We start from the raw sequence: 2,946 nt of genomic DNA, 5'->3' as shown, positions 1-2,946 counted from the left end.
GGCCTGCCGATCATCCGTCACCAGGACGTGGCGCGCCGGCTGTTCCACATGCTGCGCAAGGTCGAGGCGGCCCAGGCGCTGACCCGCCGCGTGGCCCGCTTCAACGCCCTGGCGCCGGTGCCGGCGCTGCAGGCGGCGATGCTGGCCAAGGTCACTGCCACCGAGCACGCCTTCGAGGTGGCCAGTGACGCCATCCAGATGTTCGGCGGCAACGGCCTGACCCGCGAGTACCCGGTGGAGAAGATCTTCCGCGACGCCCGCGCCTCGATGATCGAGGACGGCTGCAACCAGGTCCTGGCGATCAAGGGTGGCTACAGCCTGCTCGATCCGGAGTGGCTGTAACGGACGACGCGATGGCGCTGGCATGAGTTCATCGCTGCTGAAGCCCTTCCGGTAGCGCGTGCCGGCACGGCATGCTGCGCACTGACGCCGATCCCTCATGGCAGTGGCCGTCGCGGCACTGCTCTCCCTGTCGTGTCCCGCTCGATACCCGGGTGGCACCGCCCCGGTGCCACCTGTTTTTTTAGTTACCCGACATTCCTGGCGGCCTGCCGCATCGATCGAGGGAGGCCGTAATCACCCTTCACCTGGGAGCTGATCATGTATCTGTTTTCTTCTGCAGTTCTGGTTCGCAACCTGCTGCGCCGGCTTGTTGCCCTGATGGGGAACGACGCCACGGTCACGGGTTCCGACCGTCAGTTGGCCTTGCAGGCGGAAAGCGCCGTGCAACGCCTCCAACAGCGCCTGGCCGAACTCGATTCGCAGGTCGAGCAGGCGGTGGCCGAGCGGCGAGCTGCCTATGAGGCGAATGCGCGCCTGGCAGCCAGCCTCTCCCATGAGCGGAGCCGCTGCGAACTCCTGGCGGCCTGCGCCGAGGGTTGCTGGGAAGTGCTGGTTGCGGCGGGGGAGTCGCTGCCGATGGAGGCTGGGCTGGCGTCGTCGGCAAACCTGCAGGCGCTGCTCGGGCTCGGTCCGTCGGCCCGGCTGGGCGACTTCTTCGCCAGCGCGCATCCCGAGGACAGGGCAGGCCTGCAGCGGGCCGTTCTCGACAGCCTGAAGACGGAAATCGCGCACCACCCGCTGGAGTGCCGTCTACGGGGGGCGGAGGGTGGCTACCGCTGGTTCCGGACCCACTACGCCAGCCTGCGGGGGGAAGAGGGCAAGAGCACCCGCCTGGTGTGCACGCTGCGCGACATCCAGGATGAACGGCGCCAGGCCGAGGCGCTGGAGACCTGCGAGCAGCGTTTCCGGCTGATGGGCGAAACCATCCGCGAGGCGCTGTGGGAGATGGAAGTGGTCGAGGGCGACCCGGTGAACCCGCACAATAGGCTCTGGTGGTCGCCGCAGTACATCCGGCTGCTCGGCTTCGACGAGGCCGAAGCCTTTCCCGCGGAACTGGACAGCTGGGCTTCGCGCCTGCATCCGGAAGACAGCCGGCAGGCCCTGCAGGCCTTCGCCGAGTACATGACCCGCCGCGAGGCCTCCGGCCCGTTGGAGCTCATGTACCGGCTGCGGCTCAAGAGCGGCGACTACAGCTGGTTCCGCGCCCGCGGCATGGCGCATCGCGACGAGCATGGCGTGCCCCTGCGGGTGATGGGCTCGCTGGTCGATGCCCAGGGCGAGCACGAGGAGAACGAGCTGCGCCGCCTGCAGGCGCGGCAGCATGAAGTGCTGCAGGACAACCTGCAGAAGCTCGGGATGATCGTCGGCACCATCCAGGGGATTGCCACCCAGACCAACCTGCTGGCCCTCAATGCCGCCATCGAGGCAGCCCGTGCCGGTGATCTGGGGCGTGGCTTCGCGGTAGTCGCGGACGAGGTGCGCACCCTGGCGATCCGTACCACCGAGGCGACCCAGCAGGCCAAGGCGATGATGAACAGCGGCGCCCTGTAAGGCCGCCGATAGGGGGGAACTCCCCCCATCGGCCACCACTGCCGGGGGGACGTAGGCGTTCGGGTGAGTGGGCATGATCGTTCCCACATACAAGAACAATTAGCAGGTAGCACCCATGCCACGCCTACGAGCCGCACCCGCTGTTCGTCCAGCGGATGCCTTCGGCGCCCCCCGGTCCGCCGGCCATGGCGCCGACCACCCGTCCTTTTCCATGCAATGGCTCGACCGCCTGTTCGGCGCCCTCGGCCCGTCGCTGACACGACTGCCCCGTCCATTCCGTCATCCGGCGCCGGCTCCATGCCTGGCCCTGGCCACGACCGGCAAGTGATTTCACTGCCGCCGGCTGGCCGGCGGCCTCAGCACAACAGGAGTCAATCTCATGAACCCTTCCAACCTGCCCCCGCAGCAATGGCCTGCCGAGCCCAAGGTACAGTTCGGTCCCTGGGCCTGCGAGCCGCCGCTGGACGAGGAATCCGAAGCGTTCCGCCAGAGCCTGCGCCAGTTCGCCGGCAAGGTCATGCGCCCCATCGGCCAGGAGCTGGACCGCCTGAGCGCCGAGCAGGTGGCGGCCAAGGGCTCGCGCCTGTACGAATTCTTCGCCGAGTACGACAAGCTCGGCATCAGCCAGGAACTGCTGGCCAGCCTGAGCGACGAGCAGCGTGCGGTGATGTTCCCGCTGCTGTTCGAGGAACTCGGCTGGGGCGACGCCGGCCTGGCGATTTCCGCCGGGGTGCGCATGCTGCCGCTGTACATGGCGGCCAAGCTGGGCAACCGGTTCGTGCTCGATGAATATTCCGAGCAGTTGATCGGCTGCTGGGGCATCACCGAACCGGACCATGGCAGCGACTCGCTGGACGCCAGCCGGCAGATCTTCCACCCCCAGGGCAGCTATGGCCGGCCCAACTGCGTGGCGCGGGTCAGCGACGGGCAACTGGTGATCAACGGGCAGAAATCCGCCTGGGTCTCCAACGGCTGCATCGCCGACCTCTGCGTGCTCTATTGCGCCGCCGACACGCCCAACGGCCCGGATACCCAGCGCGGTTACTGCGTGGT

1 protein-coding gene and 3 pseudogenes are annotated in these 2,946 nt (G+C 67.9%); all 4 read left to right on the top strand.

What is annotated here, in order from left to right; genetic code table 11:
• Positions 1 to 342 (top strand): acyl-CoA dehydrogenase family protein (locus tag VV867_RS30790; protein WP_328568422.1); only part of this gene is annotated, 342 nt, incomplete at its 5' end.
• 258 nt (positions 343 to 600) lie between these two features.
• Positions 601 to 1,587 (top strand): annotated as a pseudogene (locus tag VV867_RS30785) (PAS domain-containing protein); the annotation flags it as partial.
• Between the two features lie 6 nt (positions 1,588 to 1,593).
• Positions 1,594 to 1,866: pseudogene (locus VV867_RS30780) on the top strand (methyl-accepting chemotaxis protein); the annotation flags it as partial.
• A 406-nt stretch (positions 1,867 to 2,272) separates the two neighbouring features.
• A pseudogene (locus VV867_RS30775) lies at positions 2,273 to 2,946 on the top strand (acyl-CoA dehydrogenase family protein); the annotation flags it as partial.

The organism is Pseudomonas sp. JH-2, assembly GCF_036231725.1.
Lineage (GTDB): Bacteria > Pseudomonadota > Gammaproteobacteria > Pseudomonadales > Pseudomonadaceae > Pseudomonas > Pseudomonas delhiensis.
Note: the sequence above shows the minus strand (reverse complement) of the source record. Positions and strands in the feature narration are given on the sequence as shown.